The following is a 14,749-nucleotide window of genomic DNA, read 5'->3' as shown; positions in this document are numbered from 1 at the left end:
GCGTCGGCAGCGGCTCGCAGATGGCGGATTACGGCGTTCCGCCTAATCCGCCCTACGTACCCTGCCCAACACCGCCTCGATCGCATCGAAATCCACCGGCTTGGTCAAATGTTCGACAAAGCCGGCCTCTTTGGACAAGGTGCGGTCGTTCTCCGCGCCCCACCCGGTCAACGCGATCAGCGCCATGCCGTCGAGCGCCGGTTTTTTACGCAGCGCCTGCGCCAGCTCGTAGCCGTTCAGGTTGGGCATGCCGATATCGATCAACCCGACCTCCGGTATCCAATCCTCCACCACCTCCAGCGCCTCGATGCCGTCGTTGGCGACGCGGATGCTGTGCCCTTTGAACTCCAGCAAACTCGCCAGCGTCTGCGCCGCGTCGGCGTTGTCGTCCACCACCAGTATCCTCAACATGTCGGTGCGCAGCGGCGCCGCCAGCTGATCGCCCGCCGCATGCCCGGCCTCCACCGTCACGCTCAATGGCAAACGAATGGTGAACGTGGTGCCGCCGCTATGGGTCCCGCCGCTGGCGACGCTGATGCTACCGTCATGCATCTCCAGCAGCCGCTTGACCAGCGACAGGCCGATTCCCAGGCCGCCGTGCGACAGATCCATATTCCTGCCGACCTGGTTGAACATGTCGAAGATGAACGGCTGCGACGCCTCCGGAATACCGACGCCGTTGTCCTCGACCGCGATGACGATCTGCCCGCCCTCCTGCACCGCGCTCAGATCGATCCGGCCGCCGGGCGGCGTGTACTTGGCCGCGTTGTTGAGCAGGTTGCCCAGCACCTGCACCATGCGGGTGGGGTCGACCAGCAGCTCGATCTCCTCGTCGGGCATGACGACATACAGGCGATGGCGGGCCTTCTCGATCATCGGCGCGTTGGCCTCCACCGCCGCCGAGACGATGCTTTGCAGGGAGACGCGCTCCTTCTTCAAATCGATCTTGCCGCCGTTGATGCGGGCGATATCGAGCAGGTCGTCGACCAGCCGCACCATGTGCGTGACCTGCCGGTCCATCATGTCGCGCATGCGCTCGACCATCTGCGAATTGGCGCCGCTGAGCTTGAGGATATCGAGGCCGCTGCGGATCGGCGCCAGCGGATTGCGCAACTCGTGCGCAAGCACCGCCAGGAACTCGGTCTTGCGGCGGTCCACTTCGGACAGGTCGGCCGCCAGCCTGCGCAGGCGCGCCTCGTTCTCCTTGCGCACACTGACGTCGGTGAACAGCAGCGCCACCTTGCGGCTGTCGGCGTCGCCGACGCGGCTGGCGTAGCCTTCGAACCAGCGACCGCTGGACTGCGCCTGGTTCTCGAAGCGCACCGGCTGTCCGGTCACCGCCACTTGCGCATAGGTGTCGATCCAGTATGATCCGATATGCGGAACCACCTCCTTGATGGTCTTGCCGACGACATCGCCCAGGCCGTAGATGGCGATCCCCGCCGGATTCATCTCCAGTACCCGGTAATCGACCGCCTCGCCGGCCTCGTCGAAGATCATGTCAATCACGCAAAAGCCCTGGTCCATCGAATCGAACAGGTTGCGGTAGCGCTCCTCGCTGCGTTGCACCTGCCGATAGAGTTCGCGCAAGCGCTCGTCGTCGGCACGTCCGCGCACGAGTTTTTCATTGAGCAGCGCGAGCTCGGCGTCCACCGCGCGGTCGACCAGCTCTCGCACCTTCTTGCCGACGTAGAGAAAGAATATGCCGACTACAACAAACAGCGCCAGTGAAACCTGGTCGCGCACGGAACCGACATACAGGCTGCCCAGCGGCAGAAAGATCGAACAACCGTAAAGAAAACCGGCGAGCAACACGATTGCGGCAGGACCGCTGCCCAACACCGCAGCCGCCAGCGCCACCAGCGGCACGAACAGCAAAAAGGGAATCCGGTTGCCGACGATAAAAGACACGCCGATCTGCAATGTGAAAGCAAATAGTGACAGGCCGGCACCCACGGCGTAGCGCAGCGCAGTTGGAAGTTTTTTTGCGAGAAGCAGCATCGGGGAGCCCTTGGTTTTCCCTATCATACCAAGCGACAACCCCGGCCAGTGAAACTGGCTGGACTTTAACGGCTATAGCTCAAGTTTCCCCGGCTGCGTCATGCGCCAGCGCAAACATCTTGCTGATTACTTCTTGGCCGGCTCGGGCTTCGAACCGAACCGCACCTGCGTCGCCTGCTTGAGCGCGGCGGCGCAATCGACCGCTTCCACGTTACCGGGATTAATCAGCGGCACCACCGCCGCCAGCGGGTTGATGATGCCCAGCGCCACGGCGGCGCCGGCCTTGAGCGCTAGCGGTCCCTTGGCCACGCCCACGTCCGGATTGGAGAACGTGCCCCGGGCGTACAGCGGCGTGCGCAGCGAAATGATGCGCACGCCCTTGGTCTTCGGCTTGACGTCGAGGTTCAGGCGCTCGTTGGCGAGGTCGATGCTGCCGGTGACGTCGACGACGGCCTCGTCGGTGTCGACGACGAAGCGCCGCGTTTGCGCTTGGCCCTTTTCGACGACGAAATCGCTGGCCACGCAGTTCAGCTGCACCTGCTTGTCGCCGAACATTTTGACGAAAACGGCGTTGGCGATGTTCAGGCCGGCCGCCTCGAGCACGAACTTGCTGACCGAGCCCTCGCTGACGGTCGCGCCCAGTTCGCCGCTGGCGGTCGCCAGCATCGTCGACACCGAGTTGCCGGTGCCAGCCAGCGCGGCGTCGCCGTTGACCTCGCCCACGCTGGCCTGCATCGCCTGCAGTTTCGGGAACAGCTGGCGGATCTTCAGGTGGCGCGCGGCCAGCTTGATCTGCGCCTGGATCGGATTCTTGCCGCCGTCGAGCGTGATATTGGAGGTGACGTTGCCGCCGGCCATGCCGAAGTTCAGCGGCGTCAGCGTCAATACCTTGTTCTTCATGCGGATCTGGGTTTCGATATTCTCCAGTGGAATATCGTGCGTGCGCACCAGCTTCTTGCCGGAGAATTTGACGTCGGCGTCGAGCGCGTCCCACTTGGCGGTATTGAATTGTTCGACCGGCAGCGCCTTGCCCGCCGGCTGGTTCGGTTTCTTGTCGCGCGCGGCCTTGTCGGCGTTGCTCTCGGCGCCAATGCTCGGCCCCAGGTCGGCCAGCCGCAGCTGGTTGGAGGTCAGCGTGCCGGTCAGCAGTGGACGAGGCTTGCGCGGACTGTAGCTCAAGGTGCCGTGCAGGTCGCTGCCACCGACGGTGCCGGTGAAGTTGCGGTAGGTCCAGTTCCACACCGCGCCCTCCTTCTTGCCGCCCAGGCGGCCGGTGGTGGCGTAGGCGGGCGTCTCCGGCAGCAGCACGCCGGTCAGCGGATACAGGTCCGCCATGCTGGCGCCGGCCAGCGACAGTTTCAGGTCGATGCCGGACAGCGAGCGCGGATCGGTCAAGGTGCCCTCTATGGCGATCTTGTTCTTGCCCGCCATGGCGTTGGCCTGAATCGGGAAGGTGTTGTGTTCGTCCTGCAGCGACAGCACCGCCCCGGTTTTGCCGCCGCCGGTGACCGGCGCGCCGCGATACGTGCCGCCCAGTTCGAAACGCATGCCGTAGGGGCTGCCAGTGCGGTTGTCGCCGGCCTGGGCGGTGGTCTTGCCAGCGGGCCGGTCGGCCGGCTTCTCATCGGCTTTGTCGTCGGCCGTGGCGTCGGCGTCGTTCGGATTGATCGTGGTGGCCTTCGCGCGCAGGTCCAGCTTGATTCCGTCGTCGAGGTAGCGCAGGCTGCCCTCGCGGAACGCCAGGCGGCGGATGTCGACGTCCCACTCCGACGGGCCGTTGTCCTTGAAGGTCCAGGTATTGCTGCCGTCGGCGCGGCGCTGGGCCGCCACCTCCAGCTTGTCCAGTTCCAGGTTGGTGATCACCACTTCCTTGTGCAGCAGCGGCAGCGTGTGCATCGCCAGGACGATATTGCCCACGCTGGCCAGGCGCGGACCGGTGGTGGTCCACGACGGATTGACGACATACACATCCTTGGCGCTGATTTCGGGGCGCGGCACATAACGGCGCCATCCGGGCTCGGCCGGGTCGCCCTGGCGGAAGCGCACATCCAGGTCGCCCTTGATGGCGAACTCGCGCCCGATGGTCTGCGACACCTTGTCGTTGATGTAGGGACGGGCGCGGTTCCAGTCGAACGTCAGCACGAAGATGACGAGTGCCACCAGCAGCACCAGCAGTGCGGCGAGGAAATAGTAAACAATGGTCAGGGGGCGCGATCTTCTCATGCGGTCCATGCTACGCCTCGATCACGCCGGGTTATGTGAGCTACTCAACAAAACCGGCAAATCCGCCGGCAGGGCGGCGCGCGCGCTGGCGGCATAGCGCAGCAAGGTGTCGCCGAAGCCGCCGCTGGCCTTGGGGTCGCGGCGGGCGCTGGTCACCACGCGCGGCGCCGAGCTCCAGGCGAAACGCGCACCGCAGCGCTCCAGCGCCGCCACCAGCGCCACATCCTCGCCGCAGGCCAGCGCCTCGAAGCCGCCGGCCCGCAGATAGGCCGCCGCCGACACGCCCAGGTTGGCGCCGTGGATGTGGCGGTGGCCGTCGGCGTCGGTGTAGCCAAGGTGGAAGTGGCGGCGCAGCGCCTCGGCGTCGTCCAGGTGCGGCGACCAGTCGTCGACCGCGATGGTGCCGCAGACGACATCGACGTCCAGGCCCAGTTGCACCGCCAGCCACGCCGGCGACACGCGCGTGTCGGCGTCGGTGAAGGCGAGCCAGCGGGCGCCGAGCGCCAGCAAACACGCGGCGCCGGCCGCCCGGGCCGCGCCGACGTTGCGGAATGCGACCACGAGGCCGCCGACCACGCAACAATCCTGCACGCGATGGCGCGCATGGCGCTCGACGATCGCGCGCGAGCCGTCGCTGCAGCTGTCGAGCACCACCATGACATGCACCGGCTCGCCGCCCAGCGCGCCATCGCCGGCGGCAACGCGGATCGCCGCCAGGCACTGTTCCAGTTCGCGCTCCTCGTTGTGGGCCGGGATGATCACGCCGATCATCAGGCCAGGCCCTCTTGCTGCGCCACCGAGTCGGCGCTGCCGGACCAGACGTCGAGCAGGAAGTCGTCCTCGCTGTGGCGCAGCAGGCGATGCAGGCCCTGCGTGGCGTCGAACACGGTGTGCACGCTGTCGGTGTTCAGGCGGCGGTCGGCGAACGGCCGGCGCCAGTGGCACATGACCAGGGTGCCGCCGTCGGCCAGCCCATCGACGCAGCACTGGCGCAGCCGCAGCAAGGCCGGTTCGTCGAGATAGTAGGCCATCTCGCTGATGACGATCAGGTCGAACGAGGCGTCGGCCGGCCAGTCCTGCGGAATATGCTGCTGGCGGATCGTCACGCGGGCGGCGTCGCTTGGGTCCTCGCGCAGCATGCGCCGGCGCGTCAGCACCACCGCCTCGGCCGACAGGTCGCTCGCCAGCAAGCGCTCGGCGCGGTGCGCCAGCGCCGCCGTCAGCTCGCCGTTGCCGCAGGCCGGTTCGAACGCGCTGCGGTAGCGCTGGCGCGGCAGGGACGCCAGCAGGATGTCGCGCTTGCGCTGCTCGTACCAGCGCAAGCGCACTTTCCATGGATCGGCGTCCTGCTGGTACAGCTGCTGGAAGTGCGCCAGCAGATCGAAGTCGGAGGGCAGTGAGGTCGTCATGTGAAATAGATTTCGCAGGGGTGCAGCAAGCGCGCCAGCACATGCGGCGGCAGGATGGCCGGCTGGCCGGTGGACGGATCGTCGTGCAGCTGGCTGGTGAAGCAATCGACCGCCGCGCGCTTGCGCCGCAGTTCATCCTCGCCCAGCGCCAGGCGGCGCGCGCGGCGCCACGGCAGGCGTGCATCGCCCGGCGCCGCCCAGTGCCAGCTCCACACCGGCATCTCGATCAACGTCGCGCGGCAGGCGCCGGCGGCCATCGCGGCGGCCAGTCCGCACGCCTCGTGGTCCGGATGGCCGTCCTGGCGCCAGGTGACGAAGACCACGTCGTCCGGCCGCAGCATCTGCCGCAGCAGCGTGTGCAGCTGGTCGAGCGATGCGGCGACCGCGCCGTCGGGCAGCCGGGCGCGCAGGACCTGCGGCGCCGGTTTGCCGGCCGACGCGTTCAATCCCAACGCGCCCAGGGCGGCGTCGGTTTCGCGCGGGCGCAGGCGCGCCAGCTGTTCCGGCGTGATCGTCGTCGAACCCGGATGGCTGCCGGTGCCGTCGGTCACCGCCACCAGCACCGTGGGACTGCCTTGCGCGGCCAGCAGTTGCAGCAGCCCGCCGCAGGCCAGCACCTCGTCATCCGGATGCGGGGCGACGATGACGGCGCGGCGTCCCGGCGGCACCAGGGCGGCGGCGGACACCGGCGGCAAATCCTGTAACCCGCCCCAGGCCTGCCAGCTGGCGTCGGGCGTGCCTTCCCCAGCGATGTGGCGTTCGGCGGCGTGGTTGATCATAGCGCCCATGGCGACTCCTCCGACTCGGACAACATGCGTCCCAGCGCCGCCAGATCGCGCTCGGCATGGCTCTGGCGCAGAAACACCGGCAGGTCGGCCGCAAGCCGGGCGAAGTGCGGGTCGCGGCACAGCGGCGTGGCGCCCAGCGCGCGCGTGGCGTGCTGCAGCACCAGCGTGGCCGCCGCTTCGACGGCCAGGCGCGCGCGCAGCGCCAGCACGCCGGCGTCGGCATCCGGATCGGCGTCGATGGCGGCGGCCGATTCGCGCAGCACCGCCGCCGCGCCGGCCAGCGCGATGTCCGCCATGCCCAGTTGTGCGAGGCGGTGCGGATCGGCCGCCTGGCGCGCGGCGCCGGCGCGCACCGCCGTGAGCAGGGAATCGGCTATGGCTCGCGCCGCCCCGTACCAGCAGGCTGCGATGCCGGCGCCGCCGTGCCAGAATCCCGGACGCCGCACATACGCTCCGGAGACGCCCACCAGCTGCGCCTCGGCATTGTCGAACGCCACGTCGACGCTGGCGCTGCCGGCCATGCCGACCGCGTGCCAGCCGCCGACCGTCACCGTCACGCCGGGCTGGTCGAGGGCGACGGCGACCAACCAGGGCAGGCCTTCCTCGTCCCAGCAACTGACCAACGCATGGTCCAGCGTCGCGGCGCCCGAACACCACAGCTTGCGGCCCGACAGGCGCACCGCGCCACTTTCGGATCGATGCACCGTGACCCTGCCGTCGGGCGGTTCGGCGCACCAGACACCCCACAACGTTCCCGGCGCGGCCGGCGCCCCCAGCTCGGCCAGGATGGCGAGGGCGTCGGTGTGGCCTTCGTAGAGCTTGAGCAGGCTTAGATCGTGGCCCGCCACCTCCGCCAGAGCGCGCCAGCGCTGCGCCGTGGCGCCGCCTCCCGGCGGCGGCAGGCGGTCAAGCCGCCCGTCCACCATGCGCCGCAGCAGCTGTCCGGCGCCAGCCGCGCCGCCGCGCTCGGGCAGCAGCAACCGGCGCAGCGCGGCCGGCATGTCGCTGCCCGCTGCGGGTAGGCGGGGCGGCGGCGGGACGGACGGCGATGCCGCGATGATCGATAACTGGGACGGCATGACGATCCATTCGAAATGTTGTGGGAAGCGATCTCATCATGCTGCGGCACAGCTCTGCTGTATGTTCGCTTGGACACAATAGTCGCCAATCAACTTCTCCCGCGCGATACCCCGCCCGCCATGCCGGGTAGAATGAAAAACCGGCGCTCCCCGCCCGACCTTTCCTTGCGTCATCATCCTTAATGAAACCGCGTGAAAATATTGATATCTGGCACGACTTCCATCCCGCCGTGGCGGCGTGGTTCCGCGCCAGCTTTCCCGCCGCCACCGAGGCGCAGCGGCGCGCGTGGCCGCTGATCCAGGGCGGCTCGCCGACGCTGATCGCCGCGCCGACCGGCTCCGGCAAGACCCTGACCGCCTTCCTGGCCGCCATCGACGCGCTGGTGCGCGAGAGCGGCGACACGCCCCTGCCGGACCAGACGCGGGTGCTGTACGTGTCGCCGCTCAAGGCGCTGTCGAACGATATCCGCGTCAACCTGCTGGCGCCATTGGAAGGCATCGACCGCGAGCTGGCCGCGATGGCGCTGCCGCCGCACGGCATCCGCGCCGCCGTGCGCACCGGCGACACCACCCAGGCCGAGCGCAACGCCATGCGCCGCCGGCCGCCGCACATCCTGGTCTCGACGCCGGAGTCGCTGTACGTGCTGCTCGGCTCCGACAGCGGACGCGCCATGCTGGCCGGCGTGCGCACCGTGATCGTCGACGAGATCCACGCCGTCGCCGGCGGCAAGCGCGGGAGTCATCTGTCGCTCAGCCTCGAACGGCTCGACGCGCTGTGCAAGGCGGGCGGGCAGCGCACGCCGGTGCGCGTCGGCCTGTCGGCCACCCAAAAGCCGTTGTCGGCGGTGGCGCGCTTCCTGGCCGGAGGTGATAACGACTCCGGCCGCGATTGCGCGGTGGTCGACGTCGGCCACGTGCGCGCGCGCGACCTCGGGCTGGAACTGCCGCCGGTGCCGCTGGAGGCGGTCATGCCCAACGAGGTGTGGGAACGCGTCTACGACCGGCTGGCCGAATTGACCGTCCTGCACCGCACCACGCTGGTGTTCGTCAACACCCGGCGCATGGCCGAACGCATGGCGCGCCACCTGGGCGAGCGCCTCGGCGCCGAACACGTGGCCGCGCACCACGGCAGCCTTGCCAAGGAATACCGGCTCGACGCCGAGCAACGCCTCAAGCACGGCGATCTGCGCGTGCTGATCGCCACCGCCTCGCTGGAGCTGGGCATCGACATCGGCGACGTCGATCTGGTGTGCCAGATCGGCTCCCCACGCGGCATCGCCTCGTTTTTGCAGCGCGTCGGCCGCTCCGGCCACCACGTCGGCGGCCTGCCCAAGGGCCGCCTGTTCCCCACCTCGCGCGACGACCTGGTCGAATGCGCGGCGCTGCTCGACTGCGTGCGCCGCGATGAACTCGACGCGCTGCGCATCCCGGTCGCGCCGCTCGACGTGCTGGCGCAGCAGATCGTCGCCGAAGTGGGCGGACGCGAATGGCGCGAGGACGAGCTGTTCGACCTGGTGCGCAGCGCCGCGCCGTACGCGGCACTGGAACGGACACGCTTCGACGCCGTGCTGCGCATGCTCACCGAAGGCTACACCGGCCGCCAGGGCGTGCGCGGCGCCTACCTGCACCGCGACGCCGTCAGCGGCACCGTCCGCGCGCGGCGCGGCGGCAAGCTGACCGCCGTCACCTCCGGCGGCACCATCCCCGACAACGCCGACTTCACCGTGGTGCTCGAGCCGCAGGGCCACAACATCGGCACCGTGCACGAGGACTTCGCCGTCGAGAGCCTGGCCGGCGACGTTTTCCAGCTCGGGAATACCTCCTACCGCATCCAGCGCGTGGAGGCGGGCAAGGTGCGGGTCGAGGACGCCCACGGCGCCGCCCCCAACATCCCGTTCTGGCTGGGCGAGGCGCCGGGCCGCAGCGACGAACTGTCGGCCGGCGTGGCGCGCCTGCGCGGCGAGATCGACCGCCTTCTCGGCGAGAAGGAAGGCGGCGCCGCCATCGACCATGCCACCGACTGGCTGTTCGAGCATCTTGGCCTGAACGACGACGCCGCGGGCCAGATCGTCGACTACTTGGCCCGCGCGCGCTCCGCGCTCGGCGCGCTGCCGACCCGCGACACCCTGGTGATGGAGCGCTTCTTCGACGCCTCGGGCGGCATGCAGCTGGTGCTGCATTCGCCGTACGGCAGCCGCATCAACCGCGCATGGGGACTGGCGTTGCGCAAGCGCTTCTGCCGCACCTTCAACTTCGAGCTGCAGGCCGCCGCCACCGAGGACGCGATCGTGCTGTCGCTGTCGGACACCCACAGCTTTCCGCTCGACGAGGTGTGGCGCTACCTGCGCTCGGGCAGCGCCGAGCATGTGCTGATCCAGGCGCTGCTCGACGCGCCGCTGTTCAACGTGCGGTGGCGCTGGAACGCCACGACCGCGCTGGCACTGCCACGCTACGCGGGCGGCCGCAAGGTCGCGCCGCAGCTGCAACGCATGAAGAGCGACGACCTGCTGGCCGCCGTCTTCCCCGACCAGGCGGCGTGCCTGGAGAATATCGTCGGCGAGCGCGAGCTGCCCAGCCATCCGTTGGTCGACCAGACGCTCGACGACTGCCTGCACGAGGCGATGGACAGCGAGGGCTGGCTGGCCCTGCTGCGCCGCATGGAGGCGGGCGAGGTGCGGCTGCTGTCGCGCGACCTGCCGGCGCCATCGCCGCTGGCGATGGAAATCCTCAACGCCCGGCCCTACGCCTTCCTCGACGACGCCCCGCTGGAGGAACGCCGCACGCAGGCCGTGGTCAACCGCCGCTGGACCGATCCGGCCTCCGGCGACGACCTGGGCGCGCTCGACGCCGGCGCCATCGAAGCGGTGGCCGCCGAAGCCTGGCCCGGCCCGCGCAACGGCGACGAGATGCACGAGGCGCTGATGTCGCTGGCCTGCATCACCGAAGACGAGGCGGCGGCCGGCGACGGCTGGCGCGTGCTGCTGGCGGCACTGGCCGCCGGCGGCCGGGGCACTCGTTTGCAAGGCGGCGGCGTCGACCTGTGGGTGGCGCTGGAGCGCCTGGCGTGCCTGCGGGCGGCCTACCCGGACGCCGTCGCCACGCCGGCGCTGGCGATACCTGAGCGCCTCGCGGCCAACGACGGCGACGAGCCGTGGACACGCGACGACGCGCTGGTCGAGATCCTGCGCGCGCGCCTGAGCGGCTTCGGCCCGCAACCGCTGGCCGCCATCGCCGGCCCGCTCGGCCTGCCGGAGGGCGACACCGCCATCGCGCTGGCCCGGCTCGAAAGCGAAGGCTATGTGATGCGCGGGCGCTTCACCCCCGGCGCCACTGGCGAGGAATGGTGCGAACGGCATCTGCTGGCGCGCATCCACCGCTACACCATCAAAAGCCTGCGGCGCGAGATCGAACCAGTCGAACGCCAGGATTTCATGCGCTTCCTGTTCGAGTGGCAGCACCTGGCCGAGGATGCGCGGCTGCGCGGCAGCGAGTCGCTGCCGACGATACTGGCGCAACTGGAGGGCTACGAGGCGGCCGCCGGCGCCTGGGAAAGCGAGCTGCTGGCGCTGCGCATGGAGGACTACTCGATGCTGTGGCTCGATGACTTGTGCCGCGCCGGCAAAGTGGTCTGGACGCGGGTCGGCGCGCCGGCCAGCGCCGCCGGCGGCCCGGTGCGCGCCACGCCGCTGGTGCTGCTGCCGCGCCGCCAGCTCGGCCTGTGGCACGCGCTGCCGGCCGTCGCCGCCGAGGTGGAGGTGTCGCCGCGCGCGGCACGTGTGCTCGAGGCGCTGCGGCGCGAGGGCGCCATGTTCTTCGACGAGCTGTCGCGCGACGCCCGGTTGCTGCCGGTCGAACTGGAAACCACGCTGGGCGAGCTGGTGGCGACGGGGCTGGTCAACGCCGACAGCTACGCCGGCCTGCGCGCCATGCTGCTGCCGGCGGCCAAGCGCGCCACCATGGACAAGCGCCGCCGCCGTGGCGCCGGCCCGACGATGGAGGAAGCGGGCCGCTGGGCGCTGGTGCGGCGCGCCGACGGCGTCACCATCACCGAGCGCTTCACCGGGTTGACCGTGGACGGCGGCGACGGCGGCGCCGACGAAAGCGATGCGGCGGCCACGCCCCCGCCGGCGGCGCAGGCGCGCAAGCCAGCGACTACACCGGTTGCGCGCAGGCCGCGCACCGATCCGCAAACGCTGGAGCACATCGCCATGACACTGCTGCGCCGCTACGGCGTGATGTTCTGGCGCCTGCTCGAGCGCGAGGCCGCGTGGCTGCCGGCATGGCGCGAACTGCTGCCGGTGTACCACCGGCTGGAGGCGCGCGGCGAGATTCGCGGCGGCCGATTCGTCGCCGGCCTGTCGGGCGAGCAGTTCGCGCTGCCCGAAGCGATTCCGCTGCTGCGCGAGATGCGCCGCCGGCCGCATGACGGCGGCTTCGTCGGCATCTCCGGTGTCGACCCGCTCAACCTGTGCGGCACCCTTCTGCCGGGCGACAAGGTGCCGGCGCTGGCCGGCAACCGCGTGCTGTTCCGCGACGGCCTGCCGGTGGCCGCCATCGTCGCCGGCAAATTCCGCTACCTGCAAACGCCCGACCCCGCAGAGCGCGAACTGCTGCACGCCCAGCTGGTCGCGCGCCGTTAGCGTCATGCGGGCCGCGCGTCTGTGCGGCTGGACACCGTGCCGAGCAAGCGTTGTCCGCATCTGACACTTTTCTTTCCAATGAGAATTGTGCCCACCTGTAAAGGCCCGGTTCGCTACGATGCTATGCCCCGCACCAATCAAGGACAGCACATGGAATACTCGGACCTCAGCATCGCCATACAAATTCGCACGCTCGCGGCGATCCGCCAGGCAGAAACCCTGCGCGCACGCGGCACGATCGCGCCTGACAGCGCCGAGGCCAGGAGATGGACGGAAGAAAACGGCCTGTTGACCTTCGTCCCGCTGGTGATCCAGGAACTCAAACAGATCACCGAGATTATCAAACAGGAGTATTGAGGACCTGTTTCAGCCGATCATCGGATCGGTGCGGCTGTCCCGCCCCGTTTCCACGTGACCGGCGACGCGGCGCAGCCATGTCGGATCGGCGTCGCAGGTGACGCTGAAGTCGTACCAGCCGAAGCTGCCCGCCAGCCCGCACGGCACCAGCAAGGTCTGGCCGGCCACCACGCGGTGGCTGGCGGCCGGCGCGCCATAGGCATTGTCGGTGATGGTGAAGCGGCAGGCCTTGCGTCCTTCCAGATTCGACAGCACCAGGCTGATGTCGCCATTGATCCGGTCGTAGCGCGTCAACAGTTCCGGACGCGCGCCGCCGGCGATGGCGAAGCGGCCCTTGAACTGGCGCATATAGCCATTGGCGCCGTGCGCGCTGAGGTCATAGCCGGTGCCGGTCCAGTTCCACATTTCACGGTCGATTTCCTTGCCCGCTTCGACCGTGTAGTACCAGGGCCCGTCCTTGCGCACGCCGGAATACACGATGAAGGCCGCGCCGGCCTGGCCGCTGTTGGCGAAGCTTAGCTCGAACTGGCCCGCGCCGGCCAGGCGTCCCTGCACCGATAATTCATACGGCAGCGCGCAGGCGGTGCGCGGTCCGCCGGCCGTCCCGCCCGACTCCTGCCGGGGCAAGGTTTGCTCGGCCGGCGGCACCGGATACGGCTTGCCGGCGACGCGCCGGTCGGCCGCCGTCTTCGGCACGCTGGCAGGCCAGACGCTGTTCGGCGTGCGGAAATCGAAGGCCGACGTGAGGTCGCCGCAGACCGTGCGTCGCCACGGCGAGATCAGGTCGCACCGGACCTTGTCGCGTGCCTCGCCGCGCGCCACCAGCCACTCCTCCAGGAAGCGCAGCTTGGAGGTGTGGTCGAACAGCTGCGAGCATACGCGCCCGCCTTTGCTCCAGGGCGAAATCACCAGCATCGGCACGCGCGGGCCCAGTCCCACCGGCTCGCCGCGATAGGTCTCGTGGATGCCGATGGCGGGCAAGGTGGTCTTGCCCATGGCGGCGTTGATCGGCGCCAGGTCGGAGGGCACGTGGTCGAAGAAGCCGTCGTTTTCGTCGTACATCAGCAGGAACACGGTCTTGGACCAGATCTCCGGATTGGCCACCAGCGCGGCCAGCAGGCGCGCGGTGATGTTCTCGCCGGCGTTGGGCGAGTTGGGCGAATGCTCGGTGTAGTCGTTGGGGGAGCAGATCCACGACACCTGCGGCAGGCGGTTGTTGCGCACGTCGTCGGCGAAGGCGTTGACCAGCCAGTCGCCGGTCGTACCGGCGGCGTTGGCCGCGGTGGAGCCGGGCGCCAGCGCGCGGCCCTTGCGGTAAAGTGGCGAGTCGGCATCGAGGCGGCTGCCGCCGGCGTTGACGCGGAAGTTCCTGAAGTAGGCCAGGTAGTTGTCGCCGTAGTTGTCCCACTCCTGGTAGACCTTCCAACTGACCTGGTTCGCCTCCAGCACCTCGGCGTAGGTGCGCCAGTTGGGCGCGCCGGCGATGACGCCGGGGGAGATATCGTCCAACGCCGGATCGCCGTTGAAGCGCTCCGACTTGTCGACGTTATACAGCTTGCCCATATTGTCGATCCAGCCCTGGTTGCTGCCGGTGAGCGAATACAGGCGGTTCGGATCGGTGGCGCCGAACACCGAGCAGTGATAGGCGTCGCAGATGGTGAAGGCGTCGGCCAGCGCGTAGTAGAACGGCAGGTCGCCGCGATCGAAGTAGCCCATCGCCTGCGGCGTCTTTTTCTGGACCCACGCGTCCCAGCCCTGCCAGGTGCTTTGCGACCCTTTCCACGAATGATCGGTGCCGAGCGACAGCGCGCTGGTGTTGTTGGCGTCGAAGTGGAAGGGCAGCACGTGGCCGCCCTTGCCGTCGGGCTGATACCACACCGGGCGGCCGTCGGGCAGCGCGATGGCACGCGGATCGTTAAACCCGCGCACGCCCGACAAGGTGCCGAAGTAATGGTCGAAGGAGCGGTTCTCTTGCATGAAGATGACCACGTGCTCGACGTCCGCCAAGGTGCCGGTGGCGTTGTTGGCGGGGACCGCCAGCGCTTGGCGAATCAGCTCGGGAAACGTGGAAGTGGCGGTCACGCCGGCGCCGGCGGCGGCGAGGCGGAGGAATTTGCGGCGGCTGATGGACATCGGAGGCTTTCTGGTGCACGACAAGGACGTGCCGATCGCAAGATAATAGCCACCAAATATGACAGGGTTATTGCACGCCAGACGACGCGCACATCTAAAACACGTAGGGCGGATTAGCG

Annotated in this window: 9 protein-coding genes; 2 read left to right on the top strand and 7 right to left on the bottom strand. The window is 69.0% G+C overall.

Annotated elements, in window-relative coordinates; genetic code table 11:
• Positions 1-42: 42 nt before the first annotated feature.
• The 6 genes from AC0IYS_RS01720 to AC0IYS_RS01695 all read right to left on the bottom strand — a co-directional run bounded on the left by AC0IYS_RS01720 (position 43) and on the right by AC0IYS_RS01695 (position 7,422).
• Positions 43-1,911, bottom strand: coding sequence for an ATP-binding protein (locus AC0IYS_RS01720; RefSeq protein ID WP_471703557.1), 1,869 nt, complete (start codon positions 1,909-1,911; stop codon positions 43-45).
• 216 nt (positions 1,912-2,127) lie between these two features.
• Positions 2,128-4,224 carry an AsmA family protein gene (locus AC0IYS_RS01715; RefSeq protein ID WP_471703556.1) on the bottom strand — a complete coding sequence of 699 codons (2,097 nt, stop codon included), beginning with the start codon at positions 4,222-4,224 and terminating at the stop codon, positions 2,128-2,130.
• A 21-nt stretch (positions 4,225-4,245) separates the two neighbouring features.
• Positions 4,246-4,995: a glycosyltransferase family 2 protein gene (locus tag AC0IYS_RS01710; RefSeq protein ID WP_471703555.1), complete on the bottom strand. Its 750-nt coding sequence runs from the start codon at positions 4,993-4,995 to the stop codon at positions 4,246-4,248.
• On the bottom strand, positions 4,995-5,633 hold the full coding sequence (locus AC0IYS_RS01705; protein WP_471703554.1) for a class I SAM-dependent methyltransferase: 639 nt from the start codon (positions 5,631-5,633) through the stop codon (positions 4,995-4,997). The genes AC0IYS_RS01710 and AC0IYS_RS01705 overlap by 1 nt, the downstream gene beginning before the upstream one ends.
• Complete coding sequence (locus tag AC0IYS_RS01700) at positions 5,630-6,421, bottom strand: PIG-L deacetylase family protein (protein ID WP_471703553.1); 792 nt, start codon at positions 6,419-6,421, stop codon at positions 5,630-5,632. Before AC0IYS_RS01700 ends, AC0IYS_RS01705 begins: the two co-directional genes overlap by 4 nt.
• Complete coding sequence (locus AC0IYS_RS01695) at positions 6,409-7,422, bottom strand: acyl-CoA dehydrogenase family protein (RefSeq protein WP_471708778.1); 1,014 nt, start codon at positions 7,420-7,422, stop codon at positions 6,409-6,411. The genes AC0IYS_RS01700 and AC0IYS_RS01695 overlap by 13 nt, the downstream gene beginning before the upstream one ends.
• A gap of 260 nt (positions 7,423-7,682) precedes the next feature.
• On the opposite strand from AC0IYS_RS01695, the gene AC0IYS_RS01690 reads away from it, so the two are divergent.
• Both AC0IYS_RS01690 and AC0IYS_RS01685 read left to right on the top strand, forming a co-directional pair.
• Entirely contained in the window at positions 7,683-12,140 is a 4,458-nt protein-coding gene (locus tag AC0IYS_RS01690; RefSeq protein WP_471703552.1) for an Lhr family helicase, read from the top strand.
• Positions 12,141-12,290: 150 nt separating this feature from the next.
• Positions 12,291-12,497 (top strand): hypothetical protein, encoded by a 207-nt coding sequence (locus AC0IYS_RS01685; protein WP_471703551.1) that lies wholly within the window; start codon positions 12,291-12,293, stop codon positions 12,495-12,497.
• Between the two features lie 9 nt (positions 12,498-12,506).
• On the opposite strand, the gene AC0IYS_RS01680 is transcribed toward AC0IYS_RS01685, so the two are convergent.
• Positions 12,507-14,630, bottom strand: a complete 2,124-nt coding sequence (locus tag AC0IYS_RS01680; RefSeq protein ID WP_471703550.1) for a phosphocholine-specific phospholipase C — start codon at positions 14,628-14,630, stop codon at positions 12,507-12,509.
• Between the last annotated feature and the right edge of the window lie 119 nt (positions 14,631-14,749).

The sequence above is a fragment of the Duganella sp. AC237 genome, assembly GCF_979254035.1.
Note: the sequence above shows the minus strand (reverse complement) of the source record. Positions and strands in the feature narration are given on the sequence as shown.

What these genes read in the sequence shown, in the direction of transcription:
- AC0IYS_RS01705 (WP_471703554.1), bottom strand. Translation starts at nt 5,633, where the DNA reads ATGACGACCTCACTGCCCTCCGACTTCGATCTGCTGGCGCACTTCCAG.
- AC0IYS_RS01700 (WP_471703553.1), bottom strand. Translation starts at nt 6,421, where the DNA reads ATGGGCGCTATGATCAACCACGCCGCCGAACGCCACATCGCTGGGGAA.
- AC0IYS_RS01715 (WP_471703556.1), bottom strand. Translation starts at nt 4,224, where the DNA reads ATGAGAAGATCGCGCCCCCTGACCATTGTTTACTATTTCCTCGCCGCA.
- AC0IYS_RS01680 (WP_471703550.1), bottom strand. Translation starts at nt 14,630, where the DNA reads ATGTCCATCAGCCGCCGCAAATTCCTCCGCCTCGCCGCCGCCGGCGCC.
- AC0IYS_RS01690 (WP_471703552.1), top strand. Translation starts at nt 7,683, where the DNA reads ATGAAACCGCGTGAAAATATTGATATCTGGCACGACTTCCATCCCGCC.
- AC0IYS_RS01710 (WP_471703555.1), bottom strand. Translation starts at nt 4,995, where the DNA reads ATGATCGGCGTGATCATCCCGGCCCACAACGAGGAGCGCGAACTGGAA.
- AC0IYS_RS01695 (WP_471708778.1), bottom strand. Translation starts at nt 7,422, where the DNA reads ATGCCGGCCGCGCTGCGCCGGTTGCTGCTGCCCGAGCGCGGCGGCGCG.
- AC0IYS_RS01685 (WP_471703551.1), top strand. Translation starts at nt 12,291, where the DNA reads ATGGAATACTCGGACCTCAGCATCGCCATACAAATTCGCACGCTCGCG.